We start from the raw sequence: 15078 nt of genomic DNA on the forward strand, positions 1-15078 counted from the left end.
CCTTGAGGTCCTTGAGCGCCTTGAGGCCCTTGAGGTCCTTGAGCTCTTTGAGGTCCCTGAGTAGGTACGTTTACAATCACTTTAACGTTTTGCTCTGCCTTTTGTTCTTGTTTAGATTCGCATTTACATTTACTATGTCCACAATCCTTACATTTTTTATGATCGCATTTACATTTACTATGTCTACAATCCTTACATTTTTTATGATTGCATTTACATTTACTATGTCCACAATCTTTACATTTTTTATGATCGCATTTACATTTACTATGTCCGCAATCCTTACATTTTTTATCCCTACCCAAATTAATTCCCTCCTCCCTTTATAAACTCTGAGATATTATATGAATCTGGGATTATACTAGATTGGACACCCATAGAAAACTCTTAAGAAAAAGTTTGTTTTCCACCAATTAAAAGTCGATAAGGATATTTCTTTTTTTATTTCAATTCATAAGATGAGTGCTGCTGTTAGTACCTTTTGTAAAAAAAAAGTGTAAATTGCAGAGAGATTTGTCCGTTTGATACAACTTTGCTTTAGCAAACCAACATCATTGGTTCGAAAAAAGAAGATCTTAATCTATGTATAATTGCGCCCTGTTTATATATAAGGGATGAGCTGTCGCTCTTGACATGTTGGATATTTCCAACTATTAATATTTGTTCATTTTGAAACGGGTTAATAAATCAACATGTAGAGAATTTATTAAATTGTGCTTTTACTTTAATTCAAAAATGAAAAAAGGAGGGAAGATATGAAGATAAAAAGCTGATTTTCTTGTAGTTAATAAGCAGTTAAATCGGGTTGAAAAACAGCGTGAAGAGCTTCAGCAAAACAAAAACACGTCACCGTCTGGAGTTCAGGTAAGAAGGAGTAAAGAAAGGAAGAGCATAGGGAAAAACTGATATCACCGAGGGTAATATACTAGGCAAAGCCTAGTGTTTTAACGATATCAACATTTCACTATAAATGGGATGACGTGGGACTTACAACATTGATAGGGTGGGCTTATGTGGGACTCACATTTTGTTGGAGTAGAGAGTAGGTTATATGTATACATGGAGTGAACGGGCTGGGCAAGAATTAACAAGTAATAGAGAGTAAGGAAGAGAAGAGAAGAGAAGAGAATAGTAAAGGTAAGGAGCTGAGAGAGATGAGGTAAGTAAACGTGGTTAGATGAAGCTGCGTGTTTTGCTTATTGGAGGCTGTTAATTTTGGTGAAGGAAAATGTGAAGATGATTGGCTAGTAAATAAAAGGGTCGTTTTCTTATTCTTTATTTAGGGAGGGTATAAAAAATCCATTGTTAAACCCAATTAATGGGCTTTCTCATTTGTTTGAATTTTTTTCGAGTATTTTTTCAATGAGCCTGAAAAATAAGGACGCTAAAAGAGGCTCATAAGGGGTTTTAAAAGGTCTTTGCTGTTTATTTAAGCCTTATCCAAGTGTGTAAAAACGTCAATACGTTGTCGGTTTCTTCTTCAGTATGCCGATATAGCGTAAGGCGACAGAAGGATGGGATTGATGAAGGATTTTTTGCAGTATAGCAATATCCTTCGTTGCCTTGTAAAACCAATAGCCAAACGTTTTTCGTAAGGTATGATTGCCTACATGTTCCACGCCATCTGTCAACTTATTTATCTGCCTGTAGGCCTGCGGGGTAATGGCGTGTTCTCCCTTCCCGAATGGGAATGAATAAATATGGACTCTGGACATTTTTAGCAGAGTCATAATCTTCCTGGAAGCGATTCTCGATATACATGTCGCGAATTTTTTTGCGTTTTGCCTTCACCCGCAGAATCTTGTTTTGTTTGCCTTTGGGTTCCAGGATCTATTTGTGGTCAGGCGAAGAGTCTAGCAGTACGTAAACGTACTGCTTATTTCAGTTTATCCAGCCACCCATTGATTGATTGCGATAAATTGCTGGTCCCGGTTTTCATTTCATCCACTATGAACGAGGTAATCGCGCTCCAGGATATCTGTTCCTCATATGGATTGTTCTTATTGATGAATGTCATGACCTGTTTCAGCTCCCTCATTCTACCTTCATCTACGTGTTTGCTTAAAAAAATCTGGACATACTCATTGATGAAATCCGAGTTTTTCACACTGGCGTCCAGCAGCAAGGCAACAGCCGTCGTCGGTGTGACATCCAACGCGTAGCCTAGGGTCCTAATGTTCTCAAAAGATCGTTGGGAAAACCGCATGGTGATTCGTTCCTTCTGTCCGGCTGGAATTTCACACTTGATTGAGGCATTAGCTAAGTCTCCTCTATATAACGTTTGATCCAACCAAATCTGACGACGGAAATAGACGGACATATGCTCCATGACCTTCTTCGAAACGACACCCGCCTCGCAAATATCCACACACACATCCTTAACCGGTGTATTCGTGATATAGGAAATCCGGTAGATGCATTCCTTTAGCGTAACCGGAATTGTTGGCCTGACATCTCGTTTTTTATCCGATCGGGTGGATCTCAACTTATCTTTTAACATCCTTTTTTCCTCCAAATCTCATTTTATAGTTAGGACACTGTCATTTAGTCCCCGGTTAATTCTATTTATATGAGAGTGGCTGGGGAAGCATGTATAACTTTTGAAAAGCCTGTCCAAGATGAATAAAAAGACAATCGGGAGGAGAACCGTCTATGAAAAAAGAGGACGCAGCTGCGTTGGCAAAAAAAATGATTGATAATGCAAACATCTATCATTTGCCGTTGAAAAAAGGGAATAAGAAAAATTAATCTCATTCATCCAAAATCATATTACTTTTTTCGGAGATAAATGGCCTATAAATCTAGGACAATGTCAGGGTGTCCTAGATTTATAGGCCATTCTGATAATATATTCTACCGGGGTTTATGGTATAAGATATATAATTTCATATCCCTAATATATTTTCATTAGTTATCCCCATTATTGATTTCCTTTTCTCTTATTATTCAAAAGTTGCCTACCTTGGTAGAGGGGAAGGAATCTAAACTCTGATTTTTTATAGAATGTAGGATTATGAAATAATCCTACATTCTATAAAAGAAATATCATAAGTTTATAGTTTTAAAAATTATCCCAGTCAATGGTATGAAAGGAGATCAAGCTCTAGGAGGAATTGTCATATTCCACTTTTTAATTTTTTTCACAAGGGTTGAGTGATCGACACCTAAATATTCAGCTGCTTTTCTTATCGAAGGTTTCTTTTGTAGAGCTTCGATAATCATTCTTTTTTCAAACTGTTCCATTCTTTGTTTTAAGGTATGAGCTGATTCTGAGTAGCTATGAATGCTGAAATGTGGGGGGAGATCCACGGGCTCAATCGTAAACGATGGGACTGAAACAATCATACTCTCAACTAAATTCCGTAATTCTCTCACATTCCCTGGCCAATGATAGCTTTGTAAAATATGTTTTGTTTCAGATGATACATGCTTTTCGACATTATATAATTTACAAAAATATGCAAAGAAGTGATCAAGTAAGATTTCAACATCTTCTGGTCGCTGACTTAATGGAGGAATAGATAATTCAATAACTTGTAGTCGATAATACAAATCTTCACGAAATTCGCCTTTTCTCACTAATTCTTGTAGATTCCTATTAGTTGCCGAAATAATTCTAATGTCTAATTGCTTTACTTTGCTTCCACCGAGTCTTTGAATTTTTTTCTCTTGTAGGACACGAAGTAATTTGACTTGCAAGGAAAAGGGCAGTTCGCCCACTTCATCCAGCAGAACTGTTCCTTTGTCTGCAAGCTCAAGGAGGCCTACTTTACCTTCCTGCCTCGCCCCGGTAAACGCTCCTTTTTCATATCCGAATAGTTCAGACTCTAATAGCTGTTCAGGGATAGCCCCGCAATTTACTTTAATAAACGGCTTATCTTTTCGATCACTTAATTGGTGAACTAAATTGGCAATAACCTCTTTTCCAGCTCCTGAAGGGCCAGAAAGAAAAACACTTGTTGGGAACGAAGCAATTTGTTTTACTTTCTCGATTATTTCCCTCATTTGACTACTTTGAAATATTACCTTTTCATCCGTTCCGTCGGAGGAAAAGGTGTAACGATTTGGGCTCATTTCTAAAAAACTTTTTGCCTTTTTTAACTCATTTGTCAGGTCATTTAACTGAGTAATGTCTCTGACACTTGTGACGACCATATGAATGTTGCCTTCCTCATCGAAAACGGGATTTCCTGTTACCATGACATCTTTATGTTGACCAATTTGTTGAAGAATCGATATCCGCTTTTTTTCCCGTAAGACAAGGAGAGAGACGGATTGGTCAAAATGACCTTGTTTCACTAAATCGCTCATTCTATGACCTATGAGCTCTTCCCTTTGGAACCCTGACATTTCCTCGTAGGCTGAATTGACAATGAGTGTCAATCCTTCTTTATCAACGACATAAAGGCCGTCTGTGGAAAATTCGATGATTTTTTCCATTTGACTTAAGAGGGAGCGATACTGTTCCATTTGAGATATATCTTGAATAACACATACAGCTCCAATCAACTTGTCACCCTGATATAAGGGGGTCTGGTTAACCATACAATGTAACCCTGCAATGTTCATGTTCACTCCAATTGTACTTTCACCACTTTGAAGAAAGTGAGAGATTTGTAGATTAGGTTCAAACTCGCGAACATCTTTACCGATGTAGTCTTGATGATCATAATTTAATAACTTTTGTGCCGAAGCATTCATTAACAGAACTTTTTCATTATGGTCCACAAGAATGACCCCATTTGACATGGATGAGAAAATGCTTTCTAAAATATCTTTGTTCAGGGGAACATCAGCCTCCTTCCAGGCATGGTGAATATAATCACCATCTGGTGAATTATTTCACCATCTTTAACAGCCTATTGCTACTACAACCGCCTCTATTGTGGTGAATTTTATCACCATTATCAGATTTCGACAATAAAAAAACATCTGTAAAATACAGCATTCCGGATGTTGGCACGGTTCTTGCATTAAAATATTTTGTAATTTTTAAAAAGTTTAAGGAGGCGCTGAATGGAGACGAAAGGTTTATTCATTAATGGTAAATGGGAAACAAAAGATAGAACCTATGCACTTCATTCCCCTTATAGTGGAGATGTTATAGGTAACATTAGTATGGCAGACGAAGCTGATGTCAAAAAGGCTTTTGAAGGGGCACAGGCGGCTTATGAAACGATGAAAGAGATGCCTGCCTATAAGCGATCAGAGATTTTATTTGAGGTTGTTCAAATCCTGCATGAACGAAGGGAAGAGTTAGCTCACGTTTTGGTGCTTGAGGCTGGTAAGCCTATTCGAGCAGCACGTGGAGAGATAGACCGGACCATCGCTACATACCAATTTGCAGCAGAAGAGGCGAAACGTATTTACGGGGAAACCATTCCTATGGATGCCGCGCCTGGTGGTGAAAATCGACTAGGGTTTACCTGGAGGGAACCATTAGGTGTTGTGGTGGCCATTAGCCCATTTAATTTCCCTTTCAATCTCGTCGCCCATAAATTAGGACCAGCCTTTGCCGCCGGAAACACAGTTGTCTTGAAGCCTGCAGAACAAACACCTTTAAGTGCGTATTTGATTGCTGAGATCTTCCAGCAAGCCGGACTTCCAGACGGTGCTCTTCAAGTGATTACAGGAGATGGAAGAGAACTCAGTGATGCTCTTATTACAGACGAAAGAGTCAAAAAAGTGACGTTCACAGGAAGTGTTGGGGTAGGCAAGCTGATTAAAGAAAAGGCAGGTTTGCGAAAAGTTACGTTAGAACTAGGTTCCAATTCTGGATTAATTGTTGAACCAGACGTACCTTTGGAAAAAATTATTCCCCGATGCGTAGAAGGTGCATTTGCTTTTGCAGGTCAAGTTTGTATTTCGCTGCAAAGAATTTATGTTCATGAATCCATTTATGAGGTATTTAGTAAGCGCTTTATAGAACAGGCAAAACAATTAACAATCGGTGATCCGATGGAAGAAACAACCGATATAAGTGCAATGATTAATCGTAAAGAAATGGACCGAATCGAGTCATGGGTCAAGGAAGCAATTGAGCAAGGCGCTAAAATTGGTCTAGGTGGGAAACGTGAAGGGTCCGTATTCACACCAACGGTTTTACTGAATGTCACAAATGATATGGCTGTTTCTTGCCAAGAAACATTTGCTCCAGTTGTTTCAATCGTTCCCTATAATGAGCTCGATGAAGCAATTAATATGGTCAATGATTCCATGTATGGACTGAATGTGGCCATCTATACCCAAAATATCATGAATGCATTGAATGCTGCCAAAAGGCTAGAGTCCGGTGGCGTCATTATTAATGATATCCCAACATTTAGACTGGATCATATGCCTTATGGTGGTATTAAAGACAGTGGTTACGGACGTGAAGGTATTAAATATGCAGTTGAAGAAATGACCGAATTAAAATTCGTTACAATAAAAACAACTTTTTAAGGAGGCCTGGTATTATCTATGATTCTCTTGGATATTCCAATGCAGTTGAAAAAATACGGAGAATAGCCAATCAAACAAATTCCCAAGTATGGTTTGGGCATGACGCTAATCAATTTAAAACATTCCGTAAATCCAATGAAGGCTATTACGAGTAAGAGAGAAGGGGATATCTATGAATATTGCAAAGTTAGTTTTTACTCCGTTAACTTATACAGGGTGGGGAGCTTTGAGGCAATTGTTACCGGAAGTTGAGAAATATTCACCAAAGAAAATTCTTGTCGTTACAGATCCAATGCTAGCGAAGATTGGTCTAGCGGAGCGTATAACAGCTCCACTTGAAGAAGAAGGCTATTCTGTCACTTTATACACTGATGTAATCCCTGAACCACCTGTAGAAACAGGAGAGAAGCTTGTTGCCTTTACTCGAACAGGTGAGTTTGAAATGGTTATTGGTGTCGGTGGAGGAAGTGCACTCGATTTAGCAAAATTAGCAGCAGTTTTGGCTGGCCATGAAGGATCTGCAGCTGATTACTTAAATTTAACTGGTACGAAAAGTATAGAGAAGAGGGGATTACCTAAAATCCTCATTCCTACTACGTCTGGAACAGGCTCAGAAGTAACGAATATCTCTGTTCTGTCCTTAGAAACGACAAAAGATGTTGTTACACACGATTATCTACTCGCAGATGTTGCGATTGTTGACCCAGAGCTGACTGTATCTGTACCGTCAAAAGTAACAGCAGCAACAGGAATTGATGCACTAACTCACGCAGTAGAAGCCTATATTTCAGTAAATGCAAGCCCGACGACTGACGGTTTAGCTCTTCAAGCGATTCGCCTAATTGGACGATCCCTTCGCAAGGCAGTAGAGGACGGAAATGACAGGCAAGCACGGATTGATATGAGTAATGGAAGTTATATAGCTGGCCTTGCATTCTTTAACGCTGGAGTAGCTGGTGTGCATGCATTAGCTTATCCACTAGGAGGACAATTCCATATCTCTCACGGTGAATCAAATGCGGTCCTTTTACCTTATGTAATGGCCTATATTCGTAAAAGCTGCACAAAGAAGATGGCGGATATTTTGAATGCATTAGGTGGAAATTCAACCTACTTATCTGAAGAACAAGCTTCATACAAATGCGTAGAAGAACTCGAGAGACTTGTGAAAGATGTTGGTATCCCACCTACTTTAGCTGGCTTTGATGTACCGGAATCAGCTGTAGAGAGCCTAACCCAAGATGGCGTGAAGCAAACGAGAATCTTGGCTAGAAGCCCTCTACCTTTATTAGAAGGCGATATTAGAAAAATCTATCAATCTGCTTTTGATGGGACGGCCGTAGAGCCTAATTAATTAAAGATGTACCAAAACAACACCCAGCTGCAGCTTGAGTGTTGTTTTGGTTTCTAGGAATTTAAAAAGCACCTTATTACCATACGTTCTGTTTCCTTCAGCTTATGAATTATTTCACGTAGTAGACATGGAACATGACTGGTTTTCACATCAGAAACAAAGAGGCATAAAGACAGCAACATTCTTCTTCACGAATACATTGCGGTCTTTTCATGTTTATAGGCCTCGTGTCACACTAGAATATTTATCTACATTGTTCTATTTTTATAAAAAGTCGTGTGCCCCTTTAATGGCTGGGTAACAAAATCTGAATAAAGTATGACCTAGTCTAGTGAATTTTAAGCACTTACTCAGAGTTTTAATAAATGTTCTACATTTTTGAAAATTAGGTGTTTTCATCCAATCCAATTAATACTAGGTTCATAAGATACAGTAATATTTGTTAAAAGGAGGATACCAAATTGCCTAAGGGTAAAAAATGTAAGGATTGTGGACATAGAAAATGCAAATGCAACGGACAAAATGTAGTGCAAACCGTTAAAGTGAATATTAACCCACCTAAATAAATGTAAGGATTGCGACATAGTAAATGTAAATACAAATGCAAATGAACGTTGAAGTGGTTGTAAAAACCCCTACCTTCTGGGACAACAGAAGTCACGGGTGCAACCGGGGCTACAAGAAACTTAAATTATGCCTTTTCATAAGCTGCAAGCATATCTTCGTCTGCTCCTATAATAACATTGAGCAATGTAGAAGCCTCATTTAAAATCCTCACCATCACTATCACCCAAAATGCTGTGGTTGAATTACTTGGTCTGATAGGGTAGAGTTTCGCCGACGTTCAATAATCTTGTGGTGATTTGGAGGATCGCAGGTGAACCAGAGGACCAATATTTTGGGATGTCACTGGGATAGGTGTTGATATTAATGAGCAAGCTGCATATTTGAGGTCCAAGTTCTATGTAGATCCTTCTGTTGGATTAAGGCATATCACTTATAATTGACGACACATATCCATCTAAATGATCCAATTGTTTTTGTGTTGGTAAAGCCTATCTAGTATAGGAAACGATGCCCCCCAGAAATCATGTGAATTGTATTTAAAGTAAATAGAAAAAAACACTTTTGCAAGTTTAACGAGGAGCTTTTGTGTGTTTTTAGTCATTATTTAAACAAAATTGGCCACAGTTAATGTAAGTACAGATTTGAGCCTTAAAAACTTTAGAATTTTGGTACAAAGATTACAAGCAGTTGAACGAGGCATATAGATTCCTATTGGAATCTATATGCAGTAATTTCGAAAAGTTTATGAATGAACCTCCAGAAATAATGGATTTAGCTGTGTGCATAAAGAATTTTAATCGTAACTAACCCGAAGATCTTGTTCGACTATGCTATTCATAATGGATATATCGATTTAATCAATAGGGTGAAAAAAGGAAAGATAGACTGCCTTTTTGTGTTAAAAAAATATCTAGTTGACATAAGATTTATTATTTGATTCTTAGTAATGTATTCATCTATGTACGAGCCTGCGAAGGCAAATGCCAATAATAATCCAAAAATAGTTACTTTGGATGCGTTACTCGTAGACTCTATGCTCTCTTTTTAAGAACCATTATTGTAAAGCACGTTACTAATTTCATAAGAAATGAACAAATACCTCAATTGCAAAGGGGTGGGAGTAAAAATGTTTATTTGATAAACATTTTTACGAAATCACTTTTTTGAAAAATTTCTAGACTAGGGACATCACCTTTTTTATCAGACTTTAGATTTACAATTTGCTGCACTAAATGAATTAAGCTGAAATGAAAAAGTATCTGGTGCAAAGGATTAGCATGTCTCGAAATACTAAAAGCCAGAATTAAAAGGGACGTTACAAAGGCATATTCAGAAATAGAGCCGACTAGTTGTCATTGTCATGGATGAAGCCTGCACTTTCAATTTGACAGTGGATTAGCCAGATTTATATGGTTTGAGTATTTTCATAGCTTATGAATACATGTCTCTCAAATTTTGCACTCCATACTAAAAAAGAGAAGACTAGAAAATCTTCTCTTTTTTCCATCATTTAATCCTTGTCACTATAATTAGTTCTGCGCTCTCCCAACTGTTCTGCAGCCTTTTTGGCCTTTTCCTGTTCAGGGTTTGTATAAAGGGCTGCTGTAGTCGTTGAAGTATGACCAAGCTGAGTCATCAGCAAATGGATATCCCCTGATTGCTCCATTAAGTTTGTGCCATACGTATGTCTTAGTTTGTGTGGGGACATGGATTTATTGGACTTAAAGGCCTTCGTGTATTTCTTTACAAGAGCCTCGATGGCACGGTTGGAAATAGGGGTTGCTCCATCATTCACCTTAGTCAAGAATACATATGCCGTATCATCGTTTGACCCCTTATAGCGCTCTTGTCGTACAGCCAGGTAATCTTTAATGTCCTGCATGGATGGAGGAGAGACTGCTACGACATCCTTTTTTCCGCCCTTACGTAAAACATGTATTTGTTTTTCCTCAAAATCCAAGTCTCGTAACCTTAAGTTAGATAATTCGTTTACCCGAATCCCGCTTCCTAGGAAGAGGGATAAAATCGCAAAATCTCGTTCCTTGTCTCTTTTAAAATAGATTAGTTTCCTAGATTTTTCAGGTAGTTCCTTTTCATAGTCATGCTTAACAAAATCAAGGAATCGAGCATCGTCATTGTTGTGAAAAATCTTAGTCGATATTCTGGAAGCGCGCGCCCCTAATGTTTCTTTCACTTTGTTCACTTCAATCTTAAGCATGACATTTCGATAGAAGTAAGGTTCACCTTCATCATTTTCTGTTTGAGTCGTTAAATACTTGAAAAGGGATCGTAATGCTGAAATTTTCCGATTTACTGATACCCTTTCAGCCTTTTTAGTTTCTTCCTTATTGATGGGAATATTTCGCCGTTCCAAAAACTTTATAAAAGACTGAGCTTCTACTAATTTCAATTTTTCCAACACTGAAAGAGGGATATCTTTAATTAGTTTCTGTTCAGCAATACCTTCTGCTATCAACCACTCTAAAAATAATTTATAGTCAAGAACATAATTCAAGAGGGTGGAAGGGGATCGAGTATCCAGTTTATTATCGACATATTCAGAGATGTAGAAAGGCATGGACTTAACCAGCTGCTCCAATTTTTGTTCATGGACTTGATGTTGTCTGGTATTGGCCATACGGTAGCTCCTTTGTTAAAATTTATCATTTTTGCGTAAAATACAATTTTTACGTATAGATCGATGTGAAAAGAACGTAAAATCACTTTTAAAAATCCGGCTTATCTAACGGGGAATTTGACATAATCATACTCACCAGGATATTTAATATTTAGATCCGCTATAGCTACTTCAACCGCTTTTGCTTCGTCATTCGTATTAATATGATAGTCTCGAATTTTGTATCTCATCGAACCCCCTTAATTAAAAGATAGAATCTGTTTTGTATAATCTGTGAAATCACCAAGGTGATTATCGACGATCTTTTCCAATATGTCTAAATTAATGGTTTGATAATCATGTACTGCAATGTTTCGAAATCCAACCATAGCTTTAAGGCGTTTGGCTATGTTTTCGTCGATAATCGAGTGAGTTTGCAGCATATCAAAGGCATCCCTACTGGTCTGAGGCAATCCAAGACGCTGTTCAGCTACTATATGCATGGCCAAGTCGATAGAGGATTCACATGCACGTTGTATATTGAGGATAATGGAATCCTGTTTCGTATAGTCTTTTAAGTTTTCTGGGTCGTTCGCATAAACATCCTTAACTCGGTTGATACAGCGTTCAATAACACTGATTTTGTTTAAAATCACATCATTTTTCATAAATAGACCCGCTTTCACCTATTTTTTTTAAGATATTTTCGCGTTCCTCGTTCAATTTTGCGTACATGCTAAGGGCAGTCATTTGATTGTTTTTAAGTATTGTTTCATCCTTTGAATAAATAACCGTACCGGTAGTATAAATTTGTGCTTTGAAAACAGTTGACGCTGTACGAAGATTAACCAAATCAACTTCAATTTTTAAGTTATCTGCTAAATCTTGAGCGAGTCTGAATATTTCATATGTAGTAAGTGACTGATTCTCACAATAGAATGCCACATCAATGTCACTCTCTTTATGTGTAGAGTTTTTAGCATAAGAACCAAAAACAATAATGAAAGTCGGATTGATTTTGCTTATTAGGAAATCTTGAATTGTTTGAAACATTTCTGTTTTCATACGGCACGCTCCCTAATGATTATAAGAATATTATACCAAACATCTTTCTTATATCCAACTATTCGTAAAATCAAGATTTTACGAATAGTTGGATCAATGTTCCCCTTTTTTTCATAACGAAAGTAGGCAAAGGTTTACGAAGACAATAAAAACATCATTTAGACAGTAAATCTAGAAGAAAAAATTGAAACCGACCTAGATTCATAGGTTGAATATATTCTATCGAGGTTTATGGTGAATGATATAGACATCGATAATTTTTCCTCTTTAATTTATTTTGGACCAAAAAAGGCTACCCATAAAGGAAGCCCTTAATTTTATGGCAAAAGCTATCTGTCCAAACACTTTAGGCATTTATGCTTTTCTCCATTTTGGACCCACATGATTCCCGAATGATTAACTCATCCTTCAGAACAAATTTTTTCTTTTCAACCGTCCCGCCTTTCATTAAGGTCAACAATAAATTCGTCGCTTTTTTTCCTATTTCATATTTAGGCTGGTCAATCGTCGTGATATGAGGACTAAAAATCGAGGCTATCTTCAAGTTATCAAAACCCACGACTGCAATATCTTCCGGAACGCTTAATCCATGGTCTTGTATCGCTTTAACGGCTCCCAGCGCCATCTCGTCATTAAAGACAAACACTGCTTCCGGCCGGTTTTCCAGCGATAATAGTTTCACCATCTGGTCATAACCAGAGTCGATGCCGTAATCCCCTTCTTGGATAAATTCCGGGTTGACCTTTAATTGATGATTCATCATTGCCTGCTTAAACCCTCCCAGACGATCCCGGCTAAGGATGATGTTCATGGGTCCGGTAATATGGGCTATTTGTGTATGTCCTAGCTTAATTAAATGTTCTGTTACTTTTCTAGCACTACTAACGTTGTCAATCGAGACAGTCGGAATATCCAGCCCATCAACGTATTCACACGCCAGCACAATCGGAAATTGATTTGAAAGGTTTTCCAAGCTCTCTTTATTCATTCTTGCCGTTAGTAGCAGTGCTCCGTCCGCCTGCTTTTTGTACAGCAAATCAATGTATTCTTTTTCCCGTTCGATATCATTTTCCGTATCTCCCAAAATAACCTGATAGCCATTTTCAACAGCTGTATGCTCAATGCCTCGAAGCACTTCGGAAAAAAAGGGCCTTGTGATATCCGGAACAACAACTAGAATAATCTTTGTCTCTTTCGTTCTAAACTGACTGGCAATCATGTGAGGTTTATAATTCATCTCTTCAATCACCTGCAGCACTTTTTGTTTTGTATCTTCGCTGACTAAATCTGGCTGTCTGAGCACTCTTGAAACCGTTGCAGGAGATACGTTGGCTAATTTCGCCACATCGCTCATTTTCATACTCTAATCTCCACCTGCCTATTTTATCTATTTATCATTTTCATTAAGTATATTATAAAGTAATTTAGACATTATGTTTAAATATCTAATTATCTCGGGAGCGTTTCTTTCAAAACATTCATAGATTTTTTCACGCCTATTAATGGGGCCATTGTTAAATCTTCCATTTCGAGAACAAGCGGTCCTTCATAACCTATCATTTTAATGATAGTAAAAAACTCTTTCCACCAGCCAATGTCATGCCCATTTCCGAGCGCAACGTAATTCCATGACCGGTCGCCGAAGCGCTGCATTGTTTAACATCAATCAATCCCTCGACACCATATATTCCTCTTTCTAACCGGACATCTTTCGCGTGAACATGATACACTGCGCTTCCTAATAAACCAATCTTCATCAGTTAATGCTCCACTTCCGCTTTATCCATTCAATTTCAATTTTTGTTCATTTGCTGTACTTTCATTGTGATTCCATACAATAATAAAAAACACAGCGACGACAGCTAATAATCCCGAGAAATAAAACCCTGCTGAAATCCCGAGATATGAATTCAAAACTCCAGCAATAAAAGGACCTGCAAACATCCCGAGCGCATAGATTGCTTGATATGCCCCCATAGCTGTCGCTCTTCTTTCAAGGGGAATCGACTCCACCGCCATTCCTAAAAACAATGGAAAAAGAATGCCTAATGAGAACCCATTCAATCCTTGAAACAAACAAAGCATCCCTTTTGTATCAATAAATGGCGTACAGAATGTAAAAATGGCTGTAAGACCGAATGCTAGTTTCAGTAACTTCCATTGACCGAATAGAGGTACAAATATTTTCCCGCTAAATAAGGTGGCAATGGCATGAGGAATCATAAATGAAAAGATAATAATGCTTATTTCACTCGTTTGCAGTCCGATTTTTAACGCATACGTCGGGGTGAAACCAAACATTGTCGTAAAAATAATGCTATGCGCCAAAATCGATAGAAATGAAACTTTTAAAAGCACCGGTTCCCGCATAACAGATACCAGTTCCTTCAATTTAACCGGCTCTCTTTGAATCCTTTCTTTCCTTTCGAAAATAAAAAGAGAAAGGACGATACCAGCTAAACCGATAGTTCCGCCAATCCAAAACGGCGCGTGCCACCCCCATTCATCAACGATATATCCGCTGACCATCATTCCAAGAAGCTGTGCTGTAACAACAGCAAACGAGATACTGCCCATAGCGCGGTGAAGGTCACGTTCAGCAAAATAACTAGAAAATAAAATAGTAAACGCTACCCACGTTGCTGCGGCAACACCCGCTAGCGAGCGGGATAATAGGATCCACCCTAAACTATCAGTCAATGCAAATGTCATGCAGCTCAACGTACTGACAACCATTCCAAAGATGATAAAAGGCTTTCTTACTTTTACAAGATCAGAAAATATGCCAAATGGAAGCCTGAAGAGAAATTGCATTAGTCCATAACTACCTAATACAATGCCGATAAATGCATAATCTCCTCCCATTGATTCAAGGTAAGGAGATAAAATAGGAACATAAATAAAATGTGAAAACCAAAAGACAAAGGAAAGTACTAAAAATAAAAACCTATTTGGGGCTGTATGTAACGTATTCAATGCATCATCACTTCCACTTTATGCAAAATCATTTTAATCGATATTTCTGAACATG

Annotated in this window: 12 protein-coding genes and 2 pseudogenes; 3 read left to right on the forward strand and 11 right to left on the reverse strand. The window is 38.0% G+C overall.

Annotated elements, in window-relative coordinates:
- The 4 genes and pseudogenes from NST21_RS27975 to NST21_RS27990 form a co-directional block, all read right to left on the reverse strand.
- Positions 1 to 305: pseudogene (locus NST21_RS27975) on the reverse strand (hypothetical protein); the annotation flags it as partial.
- Positions 306 to 1457: 1152 nt separating this feature from the next.
- Positions 1458 to 1730 carry a hypothetical protein gene (locus NST21_RS27980; RefSeq protein ID WP_340892715.1) on the reverse strand — a complete coding sequence of 91 codons (273 nt, stop codon included), beginning with the start codon at positions 1728 to 1730 and terminating at the stop codon, positions 1458 to 1460.
- Between the two features lie 146 nt (positions 1731 to 1876).
- The gene (locus NST21_RS27985; protein ID WP_340892717.1) at positions 1877 to 2500 is read right to left on the reverse strand and encodes a hypothetical protein; all 624 of its coding nucleotides are present in this window, start codon (positions 2498 to 2500) and stop codon (positions 1877 to 1879) included.
- A 596-nt stretch (positions 2501 to 3096) separates the two neighbouring features.
- Positions 3097 to 4785 (reverse strand): sigma 54-interacting transcriptional regulator, encoded by a 1689-nt coding sequence (locus NST21_RS27990; RefSeq protein ID WP_340892857.1) that lies wholly within the window; start codon positions 4783 to 4785, stop codon positions 3097 to 3099.
- 231 nt (positions 4786 to 5016) lie between these two features.
- Between NST21_RS27990 and NST21_RS27995 the strand changes: the two genes are divergently transcribed.
- The 3 genes and pseudogenes from NST21_RS27995 (at position 5017) to NST21_RS28005 (ending at position 7798) form a co-directional block, all read left to right on the forward strand.
- A complete protein-coding gene (locus tag NST21_RS27995; RefSeq protein ID WP_340892719.1) occupies positions 5017 to 6444 on the forward strand; it encodes an aldehyde dehydrogenase family protein in 1428 nt (475 codons plus the stop codon).
- A pseudogene (locus NST21_RS28000) lies at positions 6441 to 6599 on the forward strand (N-acyl homoserine lactonase family protein); the annotation flags it as partial. The gene NST21_RS27995 and the pseudogene NST21_RS28000, both read left to right, overlap by 4 nt.
- Before the next feature lie 17 nt (positions 6600 to 6616).
- Positions 6617 to 7798, forward strand: a complete 1182-nt coding sequence (locus NST21_RS28005) for an iron-containing alcohol dehydrogenase (RefSeq protein WP_057219664.1) — start codon at positions 6617 to 6619, stop codon at positions 7796 to 7798.
- Positions 7799 to 9875: 2077 nt separating this feature from the next.
- Here the strand turns inward: NST21_RS28005 and xerS are convergent.
- The 7 genes from xerS to NST21_RS28040 form a co-directional block, all read right to left on the reverse strand.
- Complete coding sequence (gene xerS / locus NST21_RS28010) at positions 9876 to 11003, reverse strand: tyrosine recombinase XerS (protein WP_340892723.1); 1128 nt, start codon at positions 11001 to 11003, stop codon at positions 9876 to 9878.
- A gap of 101 nt (positions 11004 to 11104) precedes the next feature.
- Positions 11105 to 11233 carry a hypothetical protein gene (locus NST21_RS28015; RefSeq protein ID WP_340892724.1) on the reverse strand — a complete coding sequence of 43 codons (129 nt, stop codon included), beginning with the start codon at positions 11231 to 11233 and terminating at the stop codon, positions 11105 to 11107.
- Positions 11234 to 11242: 9 nt separating this feature from the next.
- Positions 11243 to 11650: a type VII toxin-antitoxin system HepT family RNase toxin gene (gene hepT, locus NST21_RS28020; RefSeq protein ID WP_098174467.1), complete on the reverse strand. Its 408-nt coding sequence runs from the start codon at positions 11648 to 11650 to the stop codon at positions 11243 to 11245.
- Complete coding sequence (gene mntA / locus NST21_RS28025) at positions 11640 to 12047, reverse strand: type VII toxin-antitoxin system MntA family adenylyltransferase antitoxin (RefSeq protein ID WP_056521437.1); 408 nt, start codon at positions 12045 to 12047, stop codon at positions 11640 to 11642. Before mntA ends, hepT begins: the two co-directional genes overlap by 11 nt.
- A 346-nt stretch (positions 12048 to 12393) precedes the next feature.
- The gene (locus NST21_RS28030; protein ID WP_056521440.1) at positions 12394 to 13407 is read right to left on the reverse strand and encodes a LacI family DNA-binding transcriptional regulator; all 1014 of its coding nucleotides are present in this window, start codon (positions 13405 to 13407) and stop codon (positions 12394 to 12396) included.
- A 196-nt stretch (positions 13408 to 13603) separates the two neighbouring features.
- Positions 13604 to 13804 carry a hypothetical protein gene (locus NST21_RS28035; RefSeq protein ID WP_340892725.1) on the reverse strand — a complete coding sequence of 67 codons (201 nt, stop codon included), beginning with the start codon at positions 13802 to 13804 and terminating at the stop codon, positions 13604 to 13606.
- A 22-nt stretch (positions 13805 to 13826) separates the two neighbouring features.
- Positions 13827 to 15023 (reverse strand): MFS transporter, encoded by a 1197-nt coding sequence (locus NST21_RS28040; RefSeq protein ID WP_340892726.1) that lies wholly within the window; start codon positions 15021 to 15023, stop codon positions 13827 to 13829.
- Positions 15024 to 15078: the final 55 nt, after the last annotated feature.

It is taken from the genome of Peribacillus sp. FSL K6-1552 (assembly GCF_038005205.1).
Lineage (GTDB): Bacteria > Bacillota > Bacilli > Bacillales > DSM-1321 > Peribacillus > Peribacillus butanolivorans.